Annotated in this window: 29 protein-coding genes and 2 tRNA genes; 17 read left to right on the forward strand and 14 right to left on the reverse strand. The window is 68.8% G+C overall.

All coding sequences use genetic code 11. From position 1 onward, the window contains the following. The first annotated feature begins 50 nt into the window (after positions 1-50). Both KF887_15300 and bfr read left to right on the forward strand, forming a co-directional pair. Positions 51-344 (forward strand): (2Fe-2S)-binding protein, encoded by a 294-nt coding sequence (locus KF887_15300; protein QYK40758.1) that lies wholly within the window; start codon positions 51-53, stop codon positions 342-344. Next, positions 292-777: a bacterioferritin gene (bfr, locus tag KF887_15305; protein ID QYK40759.1), complete on the forward strand. Its 486-nt coding sequence runs from the start codon at positions 292-294 to the stop codon at positions 775-777. Before KF887_15300 ends, bfr begins: the two co-directional genes overlap by 53 nt. A gap of 3 nt (positions 778-780) precedes the next feature. Here bfr and KF887_15310 read toward each other — a convergent pair whose 3' ends face one another. Beyond that, on the reverse strand, positions 781-1,152 hold the full coding sequence (locus KF887_15310) for a hypothetical protein (GenBank protein QYK40760.1): 372 nt from the start codon (positions 1,150-1,152) through the stop codon (positions 781-783). A gap of 136 nt (positions 1,153-1,288) precedes the next feature. Here KF887_15310 and KF887_15315 point away from each other — a divergent pair, with 136 nt between their 5' ends. Then, positions 1,289-2,329 (forward strand): two-component sensor histidine kinase, encoded by a 1,041-nt coding sequence (locus KF887_15315; protein QYK40761.1) that lies wholly within the window; start codon positions 1,289-1,291, stop codon positions 2,327-2,329. 12 nt (positions 2,330-2,341) lie between these two features. Here KF887_15315 and tdh read toward each other — a convergent pair whose 3' ends face one another. The 7 genes from tdh to KF887_15350 all read right to left on the reverse strand — a co-directional run bounded on the left by tdh (position 2,342) and on the right by KF887_15350 (position 6,810). Beyond that, complete coding sequence (gene tdh / locus KF887_15320) at positions 2,342-3,367, reverse strand: L-threonine 3-dehydrogenase (protein QYK40762.1); 1,026 nt, start codon at positions 3,365-3,367, stop codon at positions 2,342-2,344. A gap of 1 nt (position 3,368) precedes the next feature. Next, positions 3,369-4,559: a glycine C-acetyltransferase gene (kbl, locus tag KF887_15325; GenBank protein ID QYK40763.1), complete on the reverse strand. Its 1,191-nt coding sequence runs from the start codon at positions 4,557-4,559 to the stop codon at positions 3,369-3,371. A gap of 109 nt (positions 4,560-4,668) precedes the next feature. Further along, positions 4,669-5,232, reverse strand: a complete 564-nt coding sequence (locus KF887_15330) for a helix-turn-helix domain-containing protein (GenBank protein QYK40764.1) — start codon at positions 5,230-5,232, stop codon at positions 4,669-4,671. Positions 5,233-5,274: 42 nt separating this feature from the next. Continuing rightward, positions 5,275-5,351, reverse strand: a tRNA-Asp gene (locus KF887_15335). A gap of 38 nt (positions 5,352-5,389) precedes the next feature. Continuing rightward, a tRNA-Asp gene (locus KF887_15340) sits at positions 5,390-5,466 on the reverse strand. A gap of 61 nt (positions 5,467-5,527) precedes the next feature. Beyond that, complete coding sequence (locus KF887_15345; protein ID QYK40765.1) at positions 5,528-5,800, reverse strand: hypothetical protein; 273 nt, start codon at positions 5,798-5,800, stop codon at positions 5,528-5,530. A gap of 71 nt (positions 5,801-5,871) precedes the next feature. Then, the gene (locus KF887_15350) at positions 5,872-6,810 is read right to left on the reverse strand and encodes a pirin family protein (GenBank protein QYK40766.1); all 939 of its coding nucleotides are present in this window, start codon (positions 6,808-6,810) and stop codon (positions 5,872-5,874) included. Between the two features lie 170 nt (positions 6,811-6,980). On the opposite strand from KF887_15350, the gene hisD reads away from it, so the two are divergent. Then, positions 6,981-8,282 carry a histidinol dehydrogenase gene (gene hisD / locus KF887_15355; GenBank protein QYK40767.1) on the forward strand — a complete coding sequence of 434 codons (1,302 nt, stop codon included), beginning with the start codon at positions 6,981-6,983 and terminating at the stop codon, positions 8,280-8,282. A gap of 98 nt (positions 8,283-8,380) precedes the next feature. Beyond that, on the forward strand, positions 8,381-9,034 hold the full coding sequence (locus tag KF887_15360; GenBank protein QYK40768.1) for a glutathione S-transferase family protein: 654 nt from the start codon (positions 8,381-8,383) through the stop codon (positions 9,032-9,034). Between the two features lie 19 nt (positions 9,035-9,053). Here the strand turns inward: KF887_15360 and KF887_15365 are convergent, their stop codons facing one another. Then, the gene (locus KF887_15365) at positions 9,054-9,449 is read right to left on the reverse strand and encodes an MAPEG family protein (GenBank protein ID QYK40769.1); all 396 of its coding nucleotides are present in this window, start codon (positions 9,447-9,449) and stop codon (positions 9,054-9,056) included. Between the two features lie 58 nt (positions 9,450-9,507). Here KF887_15365 and KF887_15370 point away from each other — a divergent pair, with 58 nt between their 5' ends. From KF887_15370 to KF887_15380, 3 genes are all read left to right on the forward strand, one after another. Next, positions 9,508-9,882 carry a helix-turn-helix transcriptional regulator gene (locus KF887_15370; protein QYK40770.1) on the forward strand — a complete coding sequence of 125 codons (375 nt, stop codon included), beginning with the start codon at positions 9,508-9,510 and terminating at the stop codon, positions 9,880-9,882. Between the two features lie 71 nt (positions 9,883-9,953). Further along, the gene (locus tag KF887_15375; GenBank protein ID QYK40771.1) at positions 9,954-10,430 is read left to right on the forward strand and encodes a UPF0262 family protein; all 477 of its coding nucleotides are present in this window, start codon (positions 9,954-9,956) and stop codon (positions 10,428-10,430) included. A 2-nt stretch (positions 10,431-10,432) separates the two neighbouring features. Further along, a complete protein-coding gene (locus tag KF887_15380; GenBank protein QYK40772.1) occupies positions 10,433-10,894 on the forward strand; it encodes a low molecular weight phosphatase family protein in 462 nt (153 codons plus the stop codon). An 18-nt stretch (positions 10,895-10,912) separates the two neighbouring features. Here KF887_15380 and KF887_15385 read toward each other — a convergent pair whose 3' ends face one another. Next, positions 10,913-11,386 (reverse strand): NUDIX hydrolase, encoded by a 474-nt coding sequence (locus tag KF887_15385; protein QYK40773.1) that lies wholly within the window; start codon positions 11,384-11,386, stop codon positions 10,913-10,915. 63 nt (positions 11,387-11,449) lie between these two features. Here KF887_15385 and KF887_15390 point away from each other — a divergent pair, with 63 nt between their 5' ends. Then, positions 11,450-12,205, forward strand: coding sequence for an alpha/beta fold hydrolase (locus KF887_15390; protein ID QYK40774.1), 756 nt, complete (start codon positions 11,450-11,452; stop codon positions 12,203-12,205). Positions 12,206-12,216: 11 nt separating this feature from the next. Here KF887_15390 and KF887_15395 read toward each other — a convergent pair whose 3' ends face one another. The 3 genes from KF887_15395 to KF887_15405 form a co-directional block, all read right to left on the reverse strand. Beyond that, positions 12,217-12,558: a hypothetical protein gene (locus KF887_15395; protein ID QYK40775.1), complete on the reverse strand. Its 342-nt coding sequence runs from the start codon at positions 12,556-12,558 to the stop codon at positions 12,217-12,219. Between the two features lie 141 nt (positions 12,559-12,699). Further along, positions 12,700-14,343 (reverse strand): chaperonin GroEL, encoded by a 1,644-nt coding sequence (gene groL / locus KF887_15400; protein ID QYK40776.1) that lies wholly within the window; start codon positions 14,341-14,343, stop codon positions 12,700-12,702. A 46-nt stretch (positions 14,344-14,389) separates the two neighbouring features. Continuing rightward, on the reverse strand, positions 14,390-14,677 hold the full coding sequence (locus KF887_15405; protein ID QYK40777.1) for a co-chaperone GroES: 288 nt from the start codon (positions 14,675-14,677) through the stop codon (positions 14,390-14,392). A 313-nt stretch (positions 14,678-14,990) separates the two neighbouring features. Between KF887_15405 and KF887_15410 the strand changes: the two genes are divergently transcribed. Then, on the forward strand, positions 14,991-15,287 hold the full coding sequence (locus tag KF887_15410; GenBank protein QYK40778.1) for a hypothetical protein: 297 nt from the start codon (positions 14,991-14,993) through the stop codon (positions 15,285-15,287). A 55-nt stretch (positions 15,288-15,342) separates the two neighbouring features. Here the strand turns inward: KF887_15410 and KF887_15415 are convergent, their stop codons facing one another. Then, the gene (locus KF887_15415) at positions 15,343-15,669 is read right to left on the reverse strand and encodes a hypothetical protein (protein QYK40779.1); all 327 of its coding nucleotides are present in this window, start codon (positions 15,667-15,669) and stop codon (positions 15,343-15,345) included. Between the two features lie 400 nt (positions 15,670-16,069). On the opposite strand from KF887_15415, the gene KF887_15420 reads away from it, so the two are divergent. The 7 genes from KF887_15420 to KF887_15450 all read left to right on the forward strand — a co-directional run bounded on the left by KF887_15420 (position 16,070) and on the right by KF887_15450 (position 22,685). Continuing rightward, positions 16,070-17,134, forward strand: a complete 1,065-nt coding sequence (locus KF887_15420) for a TraB/GumN family protein (GenBank protein QYK40780.1) — start codon at positions 16,070-16,072, stop codon at positions 17,132-17,134. A gap of 635 nt (positions 17,135-17,769) precedes the next feature. Continuing rightward, a complete protein-coding gene (locus tag KF887_15425) occupies positions 17,770-18,690 on the forward strand; it encodes a manganese-dependent inorganic pyrophosphatase (GenBank protein QYK40781.1) in 921 nt (306 codons plus the stop codon). 120 nt (positions 18,691-18,810) lie between these two features. Next, positions 18,811-19,707 (forward strand): TIGR01459 family HAD-type hydrolase, encoded by an 897-nt coding sequence (locus KF887_15430; GenBank protein ID QYK40782.1) that lies wholly within the window; start codon positions 18,811-18,813, stop codon positions 19,705-19,707. 122 nt (positions 19,708-19,829) lie between these two features. After that, on the forward strand, positions 19,830-20,273 hold the full coding sequence (locus KF887_15435) for a MaoC family dehydratase (GenBank protein ID QYK40783.1): 444 nt from the start codon (positions 19,830-19,832) through the stop codon (positions 20,271-20,273). A 30-nt stretch (positions 20,274-20,303) separates the two neighbouring features. Further along, positions 20,304-21,224 (forward strand): bifunctional riboflavin kinase/FAD synthetase, encoded by a 921-nt coding sequence (locus KF887_15440; protein QYK40784.1) that lies wholly within the window; start codon positions 20,304-20,306, stop codon positions 21,222-21,224. Further along, on the forward strand, positions 21,217-21,660 hold the full coding sequence (locus tag KF887_15445; protein QYK40785.1) for a YcgN family cysteine cluster protein: 444 nt from the start codon (positions 21,217-21,219) through the stop codon (positions 21,658-21,660). Before KF887_15440 ends, KF887_15445 begins: the two co-directional genes overlap by 8 nt. After that, positions 21,660-22,685 (forward strand): low specificity L-threonine aldolase, encoded by a 1,026-nt coding sequence (locus KF887_15450; protein ID QYK40786.1) that lies wholly within the window; start codon positions 21,660-21,662, stop codon positions 22,683-22,685. The genes KF887_15445 and KF887_15450 overlap by 1 nt, the downstream gene beginning before the upstream one ends. Positions 22,686-22,691: the final 6 nt, after the last annotated feature.

Below are 22,691 nucleotides of genomic sequence, written 5' to 3' on the forward strand. Positions count from 1 at the left end.
TTCATTTCCCGATAGATTTGCTAGGTTTCCCCGCGCAACCGGGGTCCGCGATGATTGTCTGCCACTGCATGTCCGTCACGGATCACGAAATCCGCGCAGCCGTCGCCTGGATGCGGGCCTCGGACCCCGCGACCCTCATCACCCCGGGCAAGGTCTATCGCGCACTGGGCAAGCGGGCCGATTGCGGGGGATGCTTGCCTCTGTTCCTCGATACGCTACGCTCGGCCGACGGGTTCGCCGTGCCACGGCTGCGCGACCCCGTATCCTACCAAGCCAGTGCGAGGAATGAAGATGAAGGGCGATCCGAAGGTCATCGACTACTTGAACGCGGCGCTGCGGTCTGAGCTGACGGCCGTCAGCCAGTACTGGCTGCATTTCCGCCTGCAGGAAGATTGGGGCTATGGCAGGCTCGCGGCCAAGTCGCGTTCCGAAAGCATTGAGGAGATGCACCATGCCGACAAGCTGATCGCACGGATCATCTTTCTGGAAGGCCATCCGAACCTTCAGAAGCTCGACCCGCTGCGCATCGGCCAGACCCTGCGCGAAACGCTGGAATGCGACCTTGCGGCCGAACACGAGGCGCGCACGCTGTATATCGAGGCGCGGCGGCATTGCGACGCCGTGGCCGATTTCGTGACGCGGGGCCTGTTCGACGACCTGATCGCCGACGAGGAAGGCCATATCGACTTTCTGGAAACCCAGATCGGCCTGTTCGACCGGCTGGGCGCCGAGAAGTACGGGCAGTTGAACGCCCTGCCTGCCGACAAGGCGGAATAGCGCCTATTGCCAGGTGCTCTCGGGCAGTTCCGCGACCCACAGCCGCAGCGACCGGAACTGACCCCGCAACTCGCGCTCGACCATGCCCTTGTCCGGCAGCGGCGGCGACAGCAGCAGAACCCGCCCGCGATATCCCAGCCGCGCCAGCCGGGCCAGCACCTGCGCGGCATCGTTGGCCGGGCAGAACAGGCCAAGCGCGACGGCCGGCGGGCGCAGCCTGTCCACGACCGACAGGGTCAGTGCCGCAAACGGCAGCAGAAGCACGACGTTGCGGCGCGGTATCGTCAGAACCCGCGCAGGAATGACCGGGCTCTGCACCACGATCAGCGGCGGCCTGCGCACCGCGACAGAGCCCGGGCTTCCCGAATGCGACATGTTCCCACCGGCCCTCCAGTGCCCGTGCAGCCTGCCCCATACATGACCCGCCGCAAAGCTAACTGCATCGCGGGAAGGCTGGCAACCCGCGCGATGACGCGACATAGCTTTGGGCGACCCGACAAGGAGTGCGTGCATGGATTCGCAGCTTACTGCCGCCCTTTTGGAAGGCGTTCCGCTGCCGCTGGTGATCATCGGGCGCGACGAACGGATCGTCGCGGCCAATGCGCCCGCCCGTGACCTGTTCGGCCCGGGCACGGTCGGCCGCCACTACATCCTGGCGATGCGCCAGCCCACGCTTCTGGACGTGATCGAGGGCACGCTGCGGCACGGCCAGCGCGGCGAGGCGCGGATGGTGATGACCGGCCCGTCTGCCGAAACGACATGGGCGGTCACCGTCAGCCCGGTAACGGGCGAGGGGCGTGCGGGCGTCCTCTGCGCCTTCCGCGACATCACCGAGGCGGTGCAGATCGGCCAGATGCGGCGCGATTTCGTGGCCAATGTCAGCCACGAGTTGCGCACGCCGCTGACCGCGCTTCTGGGTTTCATCGAAACGCTCAGGGGTGCCGCCCGGGATGATCCGGCGGCGCGCGACCGGTTCCTGGGGATCATGGAGCGCGAGGCCGGCCGGATGAACCGGCTGGTGCGCGACCTGCTGTCGCTCAGCCGGGTCGAGGCTGAGGAGCGGGTCCGCCCCAGCGAACGGGTGGACGTGGCCGCCATCGCGGCCTCGGTCGTGACCACGCTGCGGCCGATGGCCGATTCGATGGGCCTGACGCTGCACCTGACCGGCGCGGCGGAACCCGCGATGGTGATGGCGGACCCCGACCAGATCACGCAGGTCCTGCACAACCTGCTGGAAAACGCAGTGAAATACGGCGGATCGGGCGGCCGGGTCGAGGTGCGGCTGACACATGAGGAACGCGAACCGTCGTTGCGCAGCCCGGCGCTGCGGATCGAGGTGCAGGACTGGGGCGAGGGGATCGACCCGATCCACCTGCCCCGCCTCACCGAGCGCTTCTACCGGGTGGACAGCCACCGAAGCCGCGAGAAGGGCGGCACCGGGCTTGGCCTGGCCATCGTCAAGCACATCGTCAACCGCCACCGAGGCCGCTTCCGCATCGACAGCACACCGGGCGAGGGCAGCACCTTCACGGTCCTGCTGCCCCAGGCCTGACGCGCGGGTCTGTCAGCCCCAGTCCAGCACCACCTTGCCCGACCGTCCCGACCGCATGGCGGCGAACCCCTCCTCGAACCGATCGGCGGGGAAGCGGTGGGTGATCACCCGGCGGATATCCAGGCCGTTCTCCAGCATCGCGATCATCTTGTACCAGGTCTCGAAGATCTCGCGGCCATAGACGCCCTTGATGGTGATCGCCTTGAACACGATGCGGCTCCAGTCCACCGGCGACTTGCCCGGCGGGATGCCCAGCATGGCGATGCGGCCCCCCATCACCATCGCCTCGACCATCTGGTCCAGCGCGGCCTGGCTGCCCGACATCTCCATGCCCACGTCGAAGCCCTGCGCCATCTTCAGCCGGGGGATGACATCGCGCAGGTCCTCCGTGGCCACGTTCACGGGGGTCACGTCGGCCACCGTGGCCGCCAGCGACAGCCGGTCCGTGTTCACGTCGGTGATCACCACATGCCGCGCACCGACATGCCGCGCCACCGCCGCGGCCATGATGCCGATCGGACCGGCCCCGGTGATCAGCACATCCTCGCCCACCAGGTCGAAGCTCAGCGCCGTGTGGACGGCATTGCCCAGCGGGTCGAGGATCGCGCCGATCTCGTCGTCGATCGCGTCGGGCAGCGGCACCACGTTGAAGGCCGGAAGCCGCAGGTATTCGGCAAAGGCGCCCGGTTCATTCACGCCGATCCCCCGCGTCTCGGGATCAAGGTGGAAGCGGCCCGACCGGCTCTGGCGGCTGTGCCGCCCGATCAGGTGCCCCTCGCCCGAGCATCGCTGCCCGATGGCAAGGTCGGTGACGTTGCGCCCAAGTCCGACGATCTCGCCCGCGAATTCATGGCCGGTGACAAGCGGCACCGGCACCGTGCGCTGCGCCCAGTCGTCCCAGTTCCAGATATGCACGTCGGTGCCGCAGATGCCGGTCTTCCGCACCCGGATCAGCACGTCGTCGGGGCCGATCTCGGGAACCGGCCGGTCCTCGGCCCAAAGCCCCGGTTCGCCCCGCGCCTTCACCAGTGCCCGCATGTCAGATCACTCCCGCCTCGCGCCCGGCCGCGGCAAAGGCCGCCAGGGCAAAATCCAGATCCTCGGCCGTCAGCCGCGCGTTCATCTGCGTGCGGATGCGGGCCTGCCCCTTCGGCACCACCGGAAAGAAGAACCCCGCAACATGCACTCCCCGCGACGCCAGCGCCTCGGCCATCGCCTGGGCCGCGCGGGCGTCATGCGTCATCACCGGCACGATCGGATGTTCGCCCGGCAACAGGTCGAAACCCGCCGCCGACAGCCCCGCCCGCCAACGCGCCGCGTTGGCAAACAGGGCGGACCGCAGGTCATCGGCCGCCTCGACGATATCCAGCGCGGCCAGCGCGGCACCGGTCACCGCAGGCGGCAGCGCGTTCGAGAACAGATAGGGCCGCGCCCGCTGGCGCAGCAGGTCGATCACCGGCTGCGGCCCCGCGACATAGCCCCCCAGGGCCCCGCCGAGCGCCTTGCCCAGCGTCCCGGTCAGGATGTCTGCCCGCACCGCCCAATGCGCAGGCGTGCCGCGCCCCGCCGGGCCCATGAAGCCTGTGGCGTGGCAGTCGTCCACCATCAGCAGCGCGCCATACCGGTCGCAAAGCGCGCGGATCTCGCCCAGCGGCGCAAGGTGGCCGTCCATCGAGAACACGCCATCCGTCGCCACCATGACAAAGCGTGCCCCCTCGGCGCGCGCCGTCCGCAGCGCATCTTCCAGCGCCTGCATGTCGGCATTGGCGTAGCGATAGCGCCGCGCCTTGCACAGCCGGATGCCGTCGATGATCGAGGCATGGTTCAGCGCATCGGAAATCACCGCGTCATCCGGCCCCAGCAAGGGTTCGAACAGCCCGCCGTTCGCGTCGAAGCAGGCCGCGAACAGGATCGCGTCGTCGGTCCCCAGAAATCCTGCCAGCCGCGCCTCAAGCTGCCGGTGCAGCCCCTGCGTGCCGCAGATGAAGCGCACCGACGCCAGGCCGAATCCCTCGCCCGCCATTGCCGCCCCGGCCGCCGCGATCAGCCGCGGGTCGTCGGCAAGTCCCAGATAGTTGTTGGCGCAGAGGTTCAGCATGGGCCGGCCGTCCATGACCACATGCGTGCCCTGCGGCCCGCGCATCGCGCGCTCCTGCTTCATCAGCCCCTCGGCGGCGATCCCGTCGAGCGTGGCGCGCAGATGGTCGAGAAAGGCGGCAGCATCCGTCATGGCAGATTCCTTTTCCGTGATGATGGATACCGCATGGCGCCGAGGCGGTCAATATCACGGATTCTTATCCGTTATCACGCCATCCGCGCGCGGAATCCGCTCTCTTGCCCTATCCGCCCTCCTGCACGATCAGGATGGCCCGCGCCGCGCCGTCCTCGGCGCGGATCGCATGGTCGCGGTCGGCGGGATAGCGCGCGCTGTCCCCGGGGCCCAGCCGCGCCGACTCGGTGCCCGACTGCACCGCCAGCGCGCCCTCGATCACCGTCAGATGCTCGCGGCAGCCCGGGCCATGCGCCCGGGATTCGAGCGCGCCCCCGACCGCGAAGGACAGATCATAGACCTCGTGCCGCCCCACGGCCTCGGGCGGCGACAGGATGCGGATGCGGCAGCCCTGGCCCCGCCCCTCGATCACCGGGGCATCGCCGGCCCGCGTCACGGTGATGGCCGGCCCCTCGCGCGGCGTCACCAACCCCGCGAAATCGACCCCCAGCGCCTGCGTCAGGTTCCACAGCGTCGCCACCGTGGGCGAGGATTCGCCGCGCTCGATCTGGCTGACCATCGACCGGCTGACCCCCGACAGCCGCGCCACGGCATCAAGGCTCAGGCCGCGCGCCCGCCGCGCGGCCAGAAGCGCGGCGGCCAGACGGTCATGGATCTCGGCATCGCGGGACATGCGGCCAGACTGGACCCCGGGCAGGCGGCAATCAAGGGAAAGTGGCGCGGTTGACGGGGCTCGAACCCGCGACCCCCGGCGTGACAGGCCGGTACTCTAACCGACTGAGCTACAACCGCGCATGGTCCTTCGACAGACATCCGGGGCGGGCGGGCGATGGCGCGGTTGACGGGGCTCGAACCCGCGACCCCCGGCGTGACAGGCCGGTACTCTAACCGACTGAGCTACAACCGCAGACTATCGCCCGGGCCCGGCCCGGATGTGCGTGGCGGGTTACGCGACCCCGCAGACAAGGTCAAGCAGGATTCGCCCCGCCAGCCCCATCGGGCCCCGGCGGACGGCGCCCGCCGGGCCAGCGTTCGATGCGGGCAACCGTCACCTGCGCGCAGCCCGCGCAGTGCGCCCGCGCCAGCGGCCGCCCCGCCGCCTTGAACCGCAGCCCGCCCCGGTCCCAGATGCTGGCGGCATGGCCGCAGCGGGTGCAGACCATGTGCCATTCGCGGGATTCCGCCTCGGCGGCGGCCCGCCACGACGCGGGCATCAGACGCAGGATCAGGTCGCGGATCATGGCGCAGTCGCCTTCCGGGCAGGGGCGGTCCTGGCCGCAGCCTGCACCGGCCGACCCCCCGCGTGAAGCCCCTAGCGATCGGGCGCCGGAATCCATTCGGCATCGTCGCCGGGGGGAAGGCGAAACCGGCCATGCGCCCAGTCCCCGGCCCGCCAGGCTTCCTTGGCCGCGTCGATCCGGTCGCGGGACGAGGCGACAAAGTTCCACCAGATGTAGCGCGGCCCCTCCATGGTCTGCCCGCCCAGCAGCATCAGCCGCGCGCCCTGGTCCCCCGCCTTCAGCGAGATGCGGTCGCCCGGCCGGAACACCAGCATCCGCCCGGTCTCGAAGCTCTGGCCGCCCACCTGCACCTCGCCAGACAGCACATAGGCGCCCCGGTCCTCATGGCCGTCGGGCAGCGGGATCGCCGCGCCGGGGGCCAGCACCGCATCGGCATAGAACACCTCGAACGGCATGGGTACCGGCGCGCGCTCGCCCCAGGCGTCGCCCAGGATCAGCCGCACCTGCTTCCCCTCGCCCTCCAGGGCGGGAAGCGTCGCCTTGGGCGCGTGGACGAAATCGGCGGGGTCGTCCTCGCGCTCGGCCGGAAGGGCAAGCCAGGTCTGCAGGCCGAACAGGGCGTGCGGCGCATCGCGCGCCGGGCCGTCCGTGCGTTCGGAATGGGTTATGCCATGCCCGGCCACCATCCAGTTCACCGCGCCAGGCTCGATCCACTGATCCGTGCCCAGGCTGTCGCGGTGATGGATGCGGCCCTGCATCAGATAGGTCACCGTGCCAAGCCCGATGTGCGGATGCGGCCGCACGTCGATGCCCTGCCCTGTCAGGAACTCGGCCGGGCCCATCTGGTCGAAGAAGATGAACGGGCCGACCATCTGGCGTGCCGCCGACGGCAGGGCACGGCGCACCTCGAACCCGCCAAGGTCGCGGGCGCGCGGCACGATCACGGTCTCGATCGCGTCCACCGCATCTCCGATCGGGATGTCGGGGTCGAGCGCGGGGTTCCAGCTCATCTTCGCCTCCTGCCATTGTGGGTTGCACAAGGATAGCCGTGCGGGCGGCCGATGTCAGCGCAGGCGCCCCGCGCGGCCCCTGTGCAGGGGGGCACAGGCGGCGGCACGGTGTGCTTCCAACCGGCACGGCGATGGTCTAGGACGCGGGCAATACGTCGAAAGGTCCGCCCATGCCCGTGTTCCTGTCCACCCTCGATGCCGGTTTCGAACCAGCCTTCGCCCGGCTGCTGGGGGCAAAGCGCGAAGAGGCGCAGGATGTGGACGACACCGTCGCGGCGATCATCGCCGATGTCCGGGCACGCGGCGATGCCGCGCTGATCGACCTGACCGCCCGCTTCGACCGGTTGACCCTGACCCCCGACCGGCTGGCCTTCACGCCCGACGAGATCGCGGCCGAGGTGGCCAGGGTCGATCCTGCCGACCGCGAGGCCATCGACCTCGCCGCCGCCCGGATCCGCGCCTATCACGACCGCCAGCGCCCCGAGGACGCGATGTGGGAGGATGCCACCGGCGCGCGCCTGGGCTGGCGGTGGACGGCGGTGTCCGCCGCAGGGCTCTATGTGCCGGGGGGGACCGCCAGCTATCCGTCCTCGGTCCTGATGAACGCGATCCCTGCGCAGGTCGCGGGCGTGCCACGCCTGGTGATCGCCTGCCCGACGCCGGGGGGCGCAGTGAACCCGCTGGTGATCTATGCGGCCCAGGTCGCCGGGGTTTCCACGATCTACCGCGTCGGCGGGGCGCAGGCCGTCGCAGCCCTGGCCTGGGGCACCCAGACCATCGCCCCGGTGGACAAGATCACCGGCCCCGGCAACGCCTGGGTCGCCGCCGCCAAGCGGCGCGTCTTTGGCCGCGTCGGCATCGACATGATCGCCGGGCCGTCCGAAATCCTGGTGATCGCCGATGCCGGCAACGATCCCGACTGGATCGCGCTCGACCTGCTGTCGCAGGCCGAACATGACGAAAGCGCGCAAGCCATCCTGATCACCACCGACGCCGGGCTGGGGCAGGCCGTGGCGCAGGCGGTCGGGCGGCATCTCGCCACCCTGCCCCGCGCCGCCATCGCGGGCGCGTCATGGGCCGCCCACGGCGCGGTGATCGTGGTGCGCGACCTGGCCGAGGCCGCTGCCCTGTCGGACCGGATCGCGCCCGAACACCTGGAACTGATGGTCGACGACCCCGAGGCGCTGGCAGCCCGGATCACCCATGCGGGCGCGATCTTCCTGGGCGGCTGGACGCCCGAGGCCATCGGGGATTATGTCGGCGGCCCGAACCATGTGCTGCCCACCGCCCGCTCGGCGCGGTTCTCGTCCGGACTTTCGGTGCTCGACTTCATGAAGCGCACCACGCTGGCCCGGATGACCCCAGCCAGCCTCGCCGCCATCGGCCCGGCCGCCGAACGGCTGGCACTGTCCGAGGGGCTGCACGCCCACGGTCTCAGCGTGACGGCGCGGCTGGGCCGGCTGAACGGCTGAACACCCGGCAATCGCCGCTGTTCACCGCAGCACCCGATCCGCTACGCTCGCCAGGCCGGGAACCAGCCGTCGCCCGGCACGCAGGAGCACAGCGACCGATGACCGCAGTTCTCTACTACTCGCGCAATCCGAACCCGCGGCTGGCGGTCGCGGTGGCCCGATACCTGAATGCACCGGTCACGCTGGAATGGGCTGCCCCCTTCCATCCGGACCACGCGGCCCGCTTCCGTGCCCTCAACCCCACCCAGCGCATTCCGATCCTTGTCGAGGACGGCGACAGCCTCTGGGAGGCCGACGCCATCGCCTGCCGCCTGTCGCAGATGACGGGGGCCGAGTTCTGGCGCGGCGGGTCGGCCCTGCCGGACATGATCCGCTGGATCAGCTGGGGCAAGGAGACCTTCGTGCGTGCCTGCGACATGGTGCAGTTCGAGCGCGGAACGAAGCGGCGCTATGATCTCGGGCCATCCGACCCGGCGTTGGAGGCCGAGGGGCTGGCGCGGTTCCATGAGGCGGCCGCGGTGCTGGAGAACCATCTTCGGCGGCGCGACTGGCTGGTCGGCGACAGCCCCAGCCATGCCGATTTCCGCATGGCGAGCTTTCTGCCCTTCAACGATGTGATGGGCCTGCCGCTGGCCGACTATCCCGCGCTGGCCGCCTGGGAGCGGCGGCTGGGCGCCCTGCCCTTCTGGGACGACCCCTTCGCCGGGCTGCAGGCGCCCGCGCTGCCGCCCGTCACGCCCCATCGTGGCTGAAACGGGCGGCGCTGCGGTGCTAGATCAGCGCCGCGACCAGCGCCGCGGCGGCCAGCGAAAGACTGGTGTGCTGCAGGATCATGGCGAAGATCCGCAGCGGCACGCGGGCGTCATCGGGCATCGACAGCGCATGTGCCAGCCGGGCCACAAGGAAGGCCCCCGCCGCCGCCCAGCCCACAGCCGCCCCATAGCCTGCCAGATGCAGCGCCAGCACCGTGACCAGCATCACCGGCGCATATTCGGCAAAATTGCCATGCGCCCGCATCCGGCGCAGCAGCAGCGCATCGCCGCAATCGCCCAGCGTCGAATTGGGCAGCACGAATCGGCGCAGCGAGACGCGCAGGCCAAGGACCGTCAGCATCACGCCGAAGGCCGCCGTCAGGGCAAGGAAGGGCGCAAGTCCGGGCGTGATCATCGAGGCTCCTTCGGTTACTATCGAATTCGAAGTTACTTGTTCCGGTCTGAAAGTCACCATGGAATCCTTCCGCTCGCCCTGCCCTGTCGCCAGTTTTCTGGACCTGTTCGGCGATCGCTGGACCCTGCTTGTGCTGCGCGATCTGGCAACGGGCAAGTCGCGCTTTGCCGAGTTCGAAGCCAGTCCCGAACGGATCGCGCCCAGCCTGCTGGCCGACCGGATGCGGCGGCTCGAGACGCTGGGGCTGGTCACGCGCGTGGCCTATTCGCAACGCCCCCCGCGCCACGCCTACCGCCTGACGCCAAAGGGCGAAAGCCTGCGGCCGGTGATCGTGGCCATGGGCCTGTGGGCCCAGGACAATCTGCCGGGACGCTGGCGGATGCCGGAACGCTTCGCCACACCGCCGCCCGCTGCGGCATCCGGCCCGGACTGAACCCTTGAACGGTGCGGAACCATCGTGCATGACGATTCGGCGGGAGGAAGCCGCAAGAGGATCACGCCCCCATGACGCGCATCTGCAACATCGAGATCGACGAGCGCGGCCTTGCCCGCCCGACGCCCGAGATCGAGCAGGAGCGGCGCGTGGCGATCTTTGACCTGCTCGAGGAAAACCGCTTCGAGTTGCCCCCCCGCGACGGGCGCACCCCGCCGCCCGGCCCCTACCGGCTGGGCCTTGCCATCCGCGACGGCAGGCTGGTGTTCGACATCGCCACCGAGGCCGAGGCGAAGGTCACCGAATTCCACCTTTCGCTCGGCCCGTTCCGGCAGGTGGTGAAGGACTACTTCCAGATCTGCGAAAGCTATTTCGACGCGGTGAAGCGGCTGCCTCCCAGCCAGATCGAGGCCATCGACATGGCCCGCCGGGGCATCCACAACGAAGGCGCACGGGTCCTGCAGGAACGGCTCGAGGGCAAGGCGTTGGTCGACACCGACACCGCGCGCCGTCTGTTCACGCTGATCTGCGTGCTGCACTGGGGCTGAGGATGGGCGGCTTTCCGACATCGGTTCTGTTCTGCTGCGATCACAACGCCGTCCGTTCCCCCATGGCCGAGGGCCTGATGAAGAAACTCTACGGCCAGCGCGCCTATGTGCAGTCGGCCGGCGTGACCAACGACATGGAGATCGACGGCTTCTCCATCGCGGTCTGCAAGGAGATGGGGATCGAACTGTCGCGCCACCGGTCCCGCAGCTTCGAAGAGATGCAGGACATGGGCGACGCCCTGTCGCAGTTCGACCTGATCGTCGCCCTCTCCCCGGCAAGCCAGCGTCAGGCGCTCGACCTGACCCGGTTCCACCATCTCGACATCGAATACTGGCCGATCCTCGACCCCACCGCCATCGGCGAGGGGCGCGAGGCCAAGCTTGCGGCCTATCGCCAGGCCCGCGACCAGATCCGCGACCGCATGATCGCCCGCTTCGGCCCGCCCGAGGCCGACGCGGCCTGACGCGCGGCGCCCCGGCGCTCAGCGCAGGATGGTCTCCAGCGGGTCATAGCCCAGGGCCATGCCTCCCCCGCCGCCCCAGGCGGCATGGGGCAGGCTGTCGGGCTTGAAGCGCAGTCCCGCCATGTCGTCCCGGGTGGCCCAGCGGCGGCGCGTGACCACCCCCTCGGGGTCGCGCGCGTCGGGGGGCAGGTCGTCATCGACCAGCCCGGCCAGGATCCGCGCGCGAAAGAACACCTCGACCTGATGGAAGCCGCGAAGCGGGTCGTGGAACTCGTTGATCAGCCGGGGCGGACCCACCGCCACCGTCAGGCCGGTTTCCTCGGCCACCTCGCGGATCAGGTTGTCGGGCAGCGACTGCCCCGCCTCGACCCCGCCGCCGGGCGCGCACCACAGGTCGGAACCCGTCGCCTCCGGCCAGGCGTTCACCAGCAGCAGGCGGTCATGGTGCAGGATGATGGCCCGGACGGCCAGGCGAACGGAACGCTGCGGCATCGCGCGACCGTGACGCCGCGTCGGGGCTTTGTCCAGCGGGCGCCCCGACCTATCATCCGCGACATGAGGCGCCTGTCCGATATCGCCCCCGCGCTCGCCTTCGTGGCGACCGCTGCCCTCGCCCCCGTGCCCGCAACGGCGCAGGACGGCGATTGCGTCGTGCTGCTGCACGGGCTGGCGCGCGGCCCGGGGTCGATGGCGCTGATGGCGCATGTCCTCGAACGGCAGGGCTATCGCGTGGTGAACCGCGGCTATCCCTCGACCCGGGCGCCGGTGGTGGACCTCGTGCGCGACCATGTCGGCCCGGCAATTTCCGCCTGCGGCGACGCCCGGGTTCACATCGTGTCGCATTCGCTGGGCGGCATTCTGGCGCGGCACTGGCTGGCCGAAAACCGCCCGGCCCGGCTTGGGCATGTGGTGATGCTGGGGCCACCGAACCACGGGTCGGAACTGGTCGACGAACTCGCGGGCCTGCCACCCTTCGACTGGGTGAACGGCCCGGCGGGGCAGGAACTCGGCACCGGTCCCGCCTCGCTGCCCAACCGGCTGCCGCCGCCCGACTACACGGTCGGCGTGATCGCAGGCTCCCGCTCGCTCAATCCCGCCTATTCGGCGCTGATCGAGGGGCCGGACGACGGCAAGGTCTCGGTCGCCTCCACCATGCTGGACGGCATGGCCGATCACCTGACCCTGCCGGTGTCGCATACCTTCATGATGCTGAACCCCACCGTCATCGCCCAGACGCTGGCCTTCCTGCGCGACGGCCGGTTCGCCCGTGACGGCGGCATGGTCCGCGCGGCCTCATCGCCGCGCGGCTGACCGCGCCCGCGTCAGTCGAAGACCAGCGGCGGGTAGTGCCCGGTCCACCAGCCATGGTCACTGGACAGCCGGATGCCGAACAGGCCGATCCCGGCCAGCACCCCGGCCAGGATCAGCAGCCGCATCACCGGCGACCAGCCGCCCTCGGGGCGCACGCCCTTCGCCAGACCGGTCAGCATCGCGGCAAGAAGCAGGGTGATCGCCCCATCCAGGCCCATGCTGAACATCTGGTAGAACCGTGGCGGGAACTCCGTGCCCGGAACCGTCGCGCGATAGGCCAGCGTGACGATCAGGTACAGCGACATGAAGACGGGGACGAACCGGTTCAGGCGGGACGGTGCAGGCTGGGCCATGGCGAAAATCCTTGCTGAAATGCCGCAGCGTCGCACCGCGGGGCCCGCCGGTCAATCGGTGCCGCCGCACCGGGCCACCGCACCGCATGAAAAAGGGGCGGCCCCTGGGCCGCCCCTTTCCGAAAGCTGTGGCAGGGTCGATCAGAAATCGCCCATGCCGCCCATGCCGCCGCCCATGCCGCCACCGGCAGCGGGGGCCTTGTCGGCCGGCTTGTCGGCGATCATCGCCTCGGTGGTGATCAGGAGCGACGCAACCGAGGCCGCATCTTCCAGCGCGGTCCGCGTCACCTTGGCCGGGTCGATCACGCCGAACTTGAACATGTCGCCATATTCTTCGGTCTGCGCGTTGAAGCCAAAGGTCAGGTCGGTGGATTCGCGCACCTTGCCCGCAACCACGGCGCCATCGACGCCCGCGTTCTCGGCGATCTGGCGCAGCGGCGCCTCCAGCGCCTTGCGCACGATGGCGATACCGGCATCCTGGTCGCTGTTCGCGCCCTTCAGACCGTCCAGCGCCTTGCCGGCCTGCACCAGCGCCACGCCGCCGCCGACCACGATGCCTTCCTGAACGGCCGCACGGGTCGCGTTCAGCGCGTCGTCAACGCGGTCCTTGCGCTCTTTCACTTCGACTTCGGTCATGCCGCCGACGCGGATCACCGCAACACCGCCGGCCAGCTTGGCCACGCGCTCCTGCAGCTTCTCCTTGTCGTAGTCCGAGGTGGTTTCCTCGATCTGGGCGCGGATCTGGGCGACACGCGCCTGGATCTCGGCCTTGTCGCCATGGCCATCCACCACGGTGGTGTTGTCCTTGGTGATCGACACCTTCTTGGCGCGGCCCAGCATGTCGATGCCGACGTTCTCCAGCTTCATGCCGAGATCATCCGAGATGACCTGACCGCCGGTCAGGATCGCGATGTCCTGCAGCATCGCCTTGCGGCGGTCGCCGAAGCCCGGGGCCTTCACGGCGGCGATCTTCAGGCCGCCACGCAGCTTGTTGACCACCAGCGTGGCCAGCGCCTCGCCTTCCACGTCTTCCGAGATGATCAGCAGCGGCTTCTGCGACTGGATCACGGCTTCCAGCAGCGGCACCATCGGCTGCAGCGACGACAGTTTCTTCTCGTGCAGCAGGATCAGCACGTCATCCAGTTCGGCGACCATCTTGTCGGCGTTGGTGACGAAGTAGGGCGACAGGTAGCCGCGGTCGAACTGCATCCCCTCGACCACTTCGGTCTCGGTTTCCAGGCCCTTGTTCTCCTCGACGGTGATGACACCCTCGTTTCCGACCTTCTGCATCGCGTCGGCGATCTGGCGGCCGATGTCGGCCTCGCCATTGGCCGAGATGGTGCCGACCTGCGCCACTTCGTCCGAGTCCTTGACCGGGCGGGCAGCGGCCTTGATCGCGGCCACAACCTTGGTCACGGCCAGGTCGATGCCGCGCTTCAGGTCCATCGGGTTCATGCCCGCGGCAACCGACTTCAGGCCTTCCTTGATGATGGCCTGGGCCAGCACGGTGGCGGTGGTGGTGCCGTCGCCGGCCTCGTCATTGGTGCGGGAAGCGACTTCCTTCACCATCTGCGCGCCCATGTTCTCGAACTTGTCCGAAAGCTCGATCTCCTTGGCGACGGTGACGCCGTCCTTGGTGATGCGGGGCGAACCGAACGACTTCTCGATCACCACGTTGCGGCCTTTCGGGCCCAGCGTGACCTTGACGGCATCGGCGAGGATGTTGACGCCGCGCAGCATGCGGTCACGGGCGTCCGATTCGAATTTCACGTCCTTGGCGGCCATGTTGGCGTTCTCCTTGGATTGATGTTGGGGGATGGATAAGCGTCGCTCAGGCGATGATGCCGAGGATGTCGCTTTCCTTCATGATCAGCAGCTCTTCGCCGTTCAGCGTCACTTCCGTGCCCGACCACTTGCCGAACAGGATGCGGTCACCGGCCTTGACGGAGGGCGCGATCAGCTCGCCCGAGTCCTTGCGGGCGCCTTCGCCCACCGAAACGATCTCGCCCTCTGCGGGCTTTTCCTTGGCGGTGTCGGGGATGATCAGGCCGCCCTTGGTCTTGTCTTCACCAACGATACGGCGCACGAGCACGCGGTCATGCAGCGGTTTGAAGGCCATCTGAGAACACTCCCTAGGTTCCAGGTTGAATTTCGTTGTCACTCACCTCGGTCGAGTGCCAACGTCGCCGGAGATAGGCAAGGCAGCGGCGCGTGTCAAGCGCGCCCGGCGCGATTCCGCGCAGGCGCCGGGCCATGGCACGGGCCGACCGGGGCGCCGTGCGGCGGCCCGTATTGCCTTTGCAAACGTCAAAAAACGAACGCGACGGCACGCCACCCCGATTCCGAACTTGCCCCAGATGCCGGGCGGGTCCTATCGTCCCGCGGCGACCCTGCCGAATTGCGTTTCATGTCCCGAACAAAGGAATAGACTCATGGCCGACGTTACGCTTGCGCCTTGCTGCGTGGATGCGATGAAGAAAATCCAGAAATGCATCGAACTGTCCGACAATGCCCAGAAGTTCCCCGAGATCATGAAGATCTTCGCCAAGGGCGCCAAGGGCCCGGCCAAGGTTCCGGTCAAGCTTTATGTCGATCTGGCCAAGGCGGTCAGCGCCGGCGGGATCAAGATCACGAACAAGCGCGCGATCCGCGCAATTGCCGAACAGGAGCTTGGCAATACGCACACCGGCCCGCAGGCCGATTTCTGGGGCGGCATGGCGGGGCTCTGACCGCCGGCCGGATTGCCGCCTTCCACCGGGCGGCAACCCGACGGGCACCGGGGCGTCAGTCCTTGGCGCCCCGGCGTCCGGGGGCGCCCTGGTCCAGCTTCAGCCGCTTCAGCGCGGCCTCGGTCTCTTTCAGCACCAGTTTCTTGACCTGGGCATCCTTTGCCGCCGCCGCCGCGGCCGCGGTGGCCAGCTTGTCGGGCGAATCGTCGGGCCTGGCCGATGGTAGCACCGCACTGGTGCCCGCCTTCAGCATCTCCTCATAGACCTTCGAGGCCATCTCCGTCAGGACCCGCACCTGATCCTTCTTGGACAGCGTGTTCGACTTGCCCATCACCGACTTGATGGCATCGGGCAACAGGTTCACCTCCATCTCGTGGCGCATCTTGATCAGCCCGCTGCGCTCAGGTGTTGTTCGGCGGCTTGGGCGCCCCCTTCACGGCCAGGCCCACCGCACCCTTCAGAATCTCGGTCATCAATTGCCTCCACATGCGGCCAAAGCCGCAAGACACCTGTCCAACGAATGCACCGAGATCCCCGGCGCCACCGGATCGCCTGCCGGAAAACCGCTGCGGACCGGACGGAGATTGAAGCCGCCAATTCCATTCCGATGATGCGCGGGGCCAAAACCCATGACGCGTTTTCCGAAACCGCTGCGACAGCCGCAGAACGCCGACACCCTCTCAGTGGGCGAAACTATGAAGATGCCTCTGCGGGCATAAAGCTGAATCTTCCGTTCGGCATTCCCCCCTCGGTTGTGCATTCGTGACCGGCGGCGCCTTGGCATGGCCCGGTCCCCGTGGCAGGGTTCACCCCGTCCCCGATCCAAGGTGCCCCGCCCCATGGCCTTCCGCCGACTCGCCGCCACCGCCCTCCTCGCCCTCGCCCTGCCTGCCGTGGCGATCGGGGCCGAATGCGCGGGCCAGGACATGATCGCCGCCCTGCCCGCCGACGAACGCGCCGCGCTGGAACGGGTGGCGCAGGCGGTGCCCTATCCGCAGGGCAATCTCTGGCGTGCCACCCGCGACGGCCAGACCGTCACGATCCTCGGCACCTATCACCTCGACGACCCGCGCCACGCCGCGACGGTCGAGACGGTCACCCCCGACCTCGCCGCCGCCACCCGCCTGCTGGTCGAGGCCGGGCCCGACCAGGAGGCCGAACTGATGGAATACGTCGGCCGCAACACCTCGCTCATCCTGCTGCCGGACGGCCAGTCGCTGCCCGATCTGCTGCCCCCCGACGACTGGGAAACCCTGTCGCAGGCCATGCGCGCGCGCGGTCTGCCCGGTTTCATGGCCGCCCGGTTCCGCCCCTGGTACATCTCGGTCCTGCTGGCCGTGCCGCCCTGCGCCATGCCCGCCGCCACCCTGGGCGACGGGCTGGACAAGCGCCTGATCGACATCGCCACCGCCCGGGGCCTTCCGGTCGAGGCGCTCGAACCCTTCGACACCGCCTTCCGGATCTTCGAGACCATGCCGATGGAGGCACAGATCGGCATGATCCGCTCCTCCCTCGCGCTCGAACCCCGCGCCGAGGACCAGATGGCCACCCTCGCCGCCGCCTACTTCCGCCAGGACAGCCGCGTGATCTGGGAATTCCTGCGCCGCGTCACGCTCGACCTGCCCGGCCAGACGCCCGAGGCGGTCGAGGCGGATTTCGCCGCCATGGAAGAGGCGCTGATGAACGGCCGCAACCGCGCCTGGATTCCGGTGATCGAGGCTGCGGCGGCCGATGGCCCGGTCTTCGTCGCCTTCGGCGCCCTGCACCTTTCCGGGCATGAAGGTGTTCTGGCGCTCCTCGACCGTGGCGGCTGGCGGCTGGAACGCCTGCCGCTGCCAAGCCCCTGATGCCGCGCGGAACCGGCCGCCGCGCCCGCAGGGGCGGCGGCGGCCGGCCGCCGGCCTAGCGGCCGCGCGACTTGCCCGGCAGCGCCAGGCGCTTCACTGCCGCTTCGGGACGATGGCCCCGGGCGGCGCCCTTCGCCTTCAGGCTGGCAGGGTCAAAGGCGGCCTTCGCGGCCACGCACCTTGGTGCAGGCTGCTGCACATGTGCGGGCCAGCCCCCCGGCACGGGGGGTGTTGCGGATTTCTTCGGCATGACATGCCCTTTCGGTCGGATTCGAGGGGCGCGGGGGGCATCCGCCCCCCGCGCGGCACGGCCCGCGCAAAGTCGGGTCCACGCGGCACGGCCCGCGCAAAGTCGGGTCCACGCGGCACGGCCCGCGCAAAGGCGGATCAGACGGACAGGTCCATTGTCAGGATGCTCCTCTCGGCGGAATGGCGGTGCCGGCCCGGCACGGGCGCGGCGGCGACAGGATCAGCGGTGCGTGTCCATTGTCAGTGCACTCCCCTTCAGAGATGCCCAGGCTAACCTCCGCCGCGCCGCGCGTCAACACGCCCCGCCGCGCCGCGGCATGGCCCCGTGACATTCGCGCGCCCAGACGCTAAAGACCGCCGCGACAATCAACGCCCAAGGGGTTCCCATGACGATCACGGTTTTCGGCCACAAGTCGCCAGACACAGACTCGACCGGCTCGCCCATCATCTGGGCCTGGTATCTGTCCGAGGTGCGCGGCACCCCGGCCGTTCCCGCCCTGCTGGGCGAACCCAACACCGAGGCCGCCTTCGTCCTGCGCCACTGGGATCTGCCGAAGCCCCGGATCATCGCCGACGTCGCGGCCGGTGACGCCGTGGTGATCGTCGACACCAACAACCCGGCCGAACTGCCCCCTTCGATCAACGCCGCCCGGATCGAGGGCATCATCGACCATCACATGCTGGTTGGCGGCCTCAAGACCGCGGCACCGATCGACATCACCATCCGTCCGCTGGCCTGCACCGCGACGATCATGCATGACCTGATCGGCGCCGACATCGCCCGCGCCCCCCGCGCCATCAAGGGCGCCATGCTGTCCTGCATCCTGTCCGACACGCTGGAATTCCGCTCGCCCACCACCACGCCCCATGACAAGGCCGTGGCCGAGGCGCTGGCCGCCGAACTGGGCGTCTCGATCCCCGAACTGGCCACCGCGCAATTCGAGGCCAAGTCCGACGTGTCGGCCTATTCCGATACCGCCCTGCTGCGCATGGACAGCAAGGAATATACGGTCGGCGGCAAGGAACTGCGCGTCTCGGTTCTGGAAACCACCGCGCCGCAGGTGCTGCTGGCCCGCAAGGCCGCGCTGATGGGGGCGATGCCCGCCGTCGCCGCCGAGGACAAGGCCGACCAGGTGCTGCTGTTCATCATCGACATCATCCGGGAAGAGGCGCATCTGCTGATCCCGAACGATCTGGTGAAGGCAATCGCCGAGACCTCCTTCGGCGTCACCGTCACCGGCGACACCGTGACGATTCCGGGCCTGATGAGCCGCAAGAAGCAGATCCTGCCCGCGCTCAAGGTCTGATTTCCGGTCTGGCCGCGTCTGGACGCCTGCCAGACGCGTGCCATACGCCTGCCAGACCGTTCACCTTTCGTTAACCGGCCCCCCGCTCGCGGGGTGCCGCAGCCGCACCGGGGGCCCAGAATGACGCCGATCATCCCATCATTGGCGCAGGTCGCCTCCCGCTATGGCGCGCTGTTCTGCGACCTCTGGGGGTGCCTGCACAACGGCGTCCGGCCCTTTCCGGCGGCTGTGGCGGCCCTTCAATCCTACCGCAAGGGCGGCGGGCGGGTCATCCTGGTGACCAATGCCCCCCGCCCGAAACCCAGCGTTATCAGCCAGTTGGACCGTATCGGCGTGCCCCGCGACTGCTGGGACGACGTGGCGACCTCGGGCGATGCGGCGCAATATGCGCTGTTGTCCGGGGCCGTGGGCCGGCGCATCCACCACATCGGACCCTGGGAAAAGGACAAGGCTTTCTTTACCGATTTCGCCGAAGATCTGGCCCCGATGGCCGCCGCCGCGCCGCCCTTCGATTTCGTGCCCCTCGCCGAAGCCGAAGGCATCGTCTGCACCGGCCCCAACGACGAGGATCGCGACCTGCCCGAAGATTACCGCCCGCAGTTCCTGATGGCCAAGACGCGCGGTCTGAAACTGCTTTGCGCCAACCCAGATATTGTGGTCGACTACGGCGATCGGCGCATATATTGTGCCGGCGCTCTGGCGCAGCTCTATGATCAGATGGGCGGGGAAAGCCTCTATTTCGGCAAGCCGCACCCCCCGATCTACGACCTCGCCCGCCGCCGCCTTGCCGCCCATGACGGCGGCATCGCGGAGGGCGACATCCTCTGCGTCGGCGACGGAATCGCCACCGACGTGCAGGGCGGCATCGCCGAGGGTCTGGATACCCTGTTCATCACCGGCGGCCTGGCAGCCGAGGAATTCGGCCCCGACACCGACAACCCCGACGCCGCACGGCTTCAGGCCTGGCTCGACCATGACGGCCGACACCCGACCCTGGCCATGGGCCACCTGCGCTGAGACGGCAAAGCAACATTAGTTCGCAAGATGATCTCAATAAGAACATAAATTACCCGCCCATCTTGCGCTGCACTGCGGCATAGCCTAACCTGCCCGAAGCCCCGGACAGAAGGATTCGCCCGATGCTCGACAATGCCCCGCGCGGAACGATCTGCATCGAAGACCTCGAAATCGGCATGACCCGCTCGCTGCGGAAGGTCGTAACCGACCGGGATATCGAGCTTTTTGCCGAGGTTTCGACAGATCGCAACCCGGTCCACCTGGACGACGCCTATGCCCGCGACACGATCTTTCAGGGCCGCATCGCCCATGGAATGCTGACCGCCGGCCTGATATCGGCCGTCATCGGCGAACAGTTGCCCGGTCACGGCACGGTCTACCTGGGGCAAAGCCTCAGGTTCCTTGCCCCGGTCCGCCCCGGCGACAGCGTCGTGGCCGAGGTGCGCGTGGCGGCGATCGACCATTCCCGCCGCCGTGTCACCCTTGAAACCCACTGCGCCGTGGGCAATACCGTGGTGCTGAAGGGTGAGGCGCTGGTTCTGGCGCCAAGCCGCAAGTTCGACTGACGCTGCGGGCCCCCGCCCGCCCGGGGGTTCATGCAGATCTACCAGCAATGGCAAGGGCTTGCGCCGGAGGCACGTGGCGCCTCGGTGGCCATGGGCAACTTTGACGGTGTCCATCTCGGCCACCGCAGCGTGATCGAGGCGGCACGCGCCCACGGCCCGCTCGGCGTCGTGACATTCGAACCCCACCCCCGCCAGCATTTCGCCCCCGATGCCCCGCCCTTTCGCCTGATGAACGCCGAGGCCCGCGCCAACCGCCTGGCCAAGCTCGGGGTCGGGCGACTTTACGAACTGCCTTTCGACGAAGGTCTTGCGGGTCTCGCACCCGATGCCTTCGTCGACCGGGTCCTGCACCGGGGGCTTGGCGTCACCCATGTTGTCGTCGGGTCGGACTTCTGCTTCGGCAAGGGCCGCAAGGGCACCGCGACCGACCTGCAAGCCCTTGCGCAGGAACGCGGAATCGGCGTCACCGTGGCACCGCTGCTGTCGCCCGACGGCCCGCCGATCTCGTCCACGGCGATCCGCGAGGCGCTGACTGCGGGTGACCCGCGCGCCGCCGCCGCGATGCTGGGCCACTGGCACCGGATCGAGGGCGAGGTGATCCACGGCGAAAAGCGCGGCCGCGATCTGGGCTATCCCACGGCCAACATGGCCCTTGACGGGCTGCACCTGCCGCGCCTTGGGGTCTATGCCGTATGGGTCGACGTCCTGACCGGACCGCAGCGCGGCACCTGGAAAGGTGCGGCCAGTCTGGGCGTGCGGCCGATGTTCGGCCGGAACGCCCCGAACCTCGAAACCTACCTGCTTGATTTCAAGGGCGATCTCTACGGGCAGCACCTGTCGGTGGCGCTTGTGGAGTATCTCCGCCCCGAACTGAAGTTCGATGGCCTGCCCGCGCTGATCACCCAGATGCAGGCCGATTGCGACCGCGCCAGGGCGATCCTCGATGCGTGACCGCTTCTGGGAAACCGTGCCGCTGTCCGGCATGACCGCCGAGGAATGGGAGGCGCTCTGCGACGGTTGCGGAAAATGCTGCCTGAACAAGCTGGAATACGACGACACCGGCGAGGTCGACTTCACCCGCCTCGCCTGCCGCCTGCTGGACGGCGAGACCTGTCGGTGCAAGCACTACGAAACCCGGCGCGACTATGTTCCCGACTGCGTCGGGCTGACCGCCGAAAAGCTGCCCGAGGTGGCCTACTGGCTGCCCCGCACCTGTGCCTATCGGCTTCTGCACGAAGGGAAACCCCTGTTCGACTGGCATCCGCTGATCTCGGGCGACCCGGACTCCGTTCATCTTGCCGGGATGTCCGTGCAGGGCTGGACGATCCCGGAGACCGAGGTGTCCGAGGATGACTGGGAAGACTATGTGATCGAGGAGCGGCCCTGATGTTCTTTGCCTCCGACAACGGCGCTCCGGTGCATCCGGCCGTGCTGCAGGCCCTGGCCGCGCTTGGCGGCGGCGCGGTGGGCTATGGCAATGACGACACGACACGGCACGCCCAGGCGATGATCCGCGACCTGTTCGAGGCGCCCGAGGCGGTCGTGCATTTCGTCGCCACCGGCACGGCGGCGAACGCGCTGGCACTGGCCTGCCTTTGCCCGCCCTGGGCAGCGGTATTCTGCCACGAGGCGGCCCATGTCCAGATGGACGAATGCGCCGCGCCCGAGTTCTTTACCCATGGCGCCAAGCTGATCGGCATTCCGGGCGATCACGGCCGCATCACGGCCGAAAGCCTGACCCGGGTTCTGGGCGCCACGGGGGTGCACGGTGTCCACGGGGTGCAGCGCGGCGCGCTGACACTGACCAACCTGACCGAGGCCGGCACGCTCTACACCCCCGGCGAGATCGCGGCGCTGGCAGACATCGCCCATGCGCATGGGGTGCCGGTGCATCTGGACGGCGCACGGTTCGCCAATGCGCTTGCCGCCACGGGGGCGACGCCCGCGCAGATGACATGGCGGGCCGGTGTCGATGCCCTGTCCTTCGGCGGCACGAAGAACGGGCTGATGGGGGCAGAGGCCGTGGTTCTGTTCGACCCCGCAAAGGGGTGGGAACTGGAACTGCGACGCAAGCGGGCCGGGCATCTGGCGTCGAAGATGCGCTATCTGTCGGGCCAGTTCCCGCCATGGCTTGCCGATGGCCTCTGGCTGACGGTCGCCACCCATGCCAATGCCAAGGCGGCGCGTCTGGCCGCGGGTCTGGCGGCCATTCCCGGCGTGCGGATGCTGCACCCGGTGCAGGGCAATATCCTGTTCGTCGAATGGCCGACGGGCACCCATGCCCGGTTGAAGGCGGCAGGCGCGGTCTACTATGAATGGGACGCGCCCCCGGGGCGCGAGGCCGCCCGGCTGGTGACCCACTGGAACACCACGACGGCCGAGGTCGACGGGCTGCTGGCAGCCATCGCCTGACCCGGG

It is taken from the genome of Paracoccaceae bacterium (genome assembly GCA_019454225.1).
Taxonomy (GTDB): domain Bacteria; phylum Pseudomonadota; class Alphaproteobacteria; order Rhodobacterales; family Rhodobacteraceae.